The following is a 1,024-nucleotide window of genomic DNA, read 5'->3' on the forward strand; positions in this document are numbered from 1 at the left end:
GGGGTATGTCATCAACGGGCCCGAACTCCCATTTCGATGGCGAACAGAGCGGACGTTCGATACTTCGAGGGCACGGTCGCTAGAGGGCAAGCAGGGGGGCTATGACTGCAATGCCTTGGGACCGGCAGTTGATACCCAGGGTGTCCTTCGCTGCTGAGCGACCGGAGTCGGCCTTACAGCGTGATCTCACCCTGCGACAGGGAAGGACAGCAATCGCTGCACAACTGGCGTACGACGGCCGGACGACAGGCAGGGTAGGGCCCAGAGCCGACTTACAGCGGACTTCAGGATCGCCGGTATGCGGTCATCGGGCGACAGACTTCTGAGCACTGGCCCAACTGTGAAAATCCAGGCGGTGCAACTTTGAAAATGACGCTCGTAAGCCGTTGATTTTATTGGACTTGCGAGTGTTGACAACCTCGGAGGAGCTCACCGAGAGGGAAGATTCTGCTCAGATGATCTCTTCGGGTGCGAACGGCCCTGGCGCGCGCCGCTGTCGAAGTCCCCAGGCGTTCGTAGCGCCATATTGAGCGAACAGGCTTTTGCAGGTCTCGAATCGATGCTGCGGATGCGCCGCGTCATCAGATCGAACTATGCGGGAGCCCTTAAGCCCGCCCGAATTCTGGAGTTCTTACCGGATGCAAGGGCTGCGATCGAGCACACCATCAGCGACCTTCACGCCTTTGCAAACGGACTGATCCACGGACCTGGCGACGGGCCGGCTCTGACTCATCCTGCGCCGAAATAGGCTGGGCCTCGACTGAAGTACCCCCGATCGACAAGGGCCGCAGCTTGGTGCCTGGCGTCGACGGCTGCCTGGACGTTGTAGCCCACCAGGCCCGACCGTTCTGGAGGCAGCATGCGGCCCGAAGCAGGTATTTGCGACAGTCCGTTCTCAGACAGCAGAAATTCACTGCCGCAAGGGCGAAGCCACACAAATCGATTGGCAGGACCCGGCGGGCTGGCCTACATTGGTCTTCCACCCACCATGAGGATCGCAACATGCCCATTCGCATCGCATCGC

At 60.3% G+C, this 1,024-nt stretch carries 1 protein-coding gene; it reads left to right on the forward strand.

Annotated elements, in window-relative coordinates; genetic code table 11:
- The first annotated feature begins 493 nt into the window (after positions 1-493).
- Positions 494-748, forward strand: coding sequence for a ribonuclease toxin HepT-like protein (locus AC1DY5_RS56850; protein ID WP_478122908.1), 255 nt, complete (start codon positions 494-496; stop codon positions 746-748).
- Positions 749-1,024: the final 276 nt, after the last annotated feature.

The organism is Variovorax sp. P4_D9 (assembly GCF_056401695.1).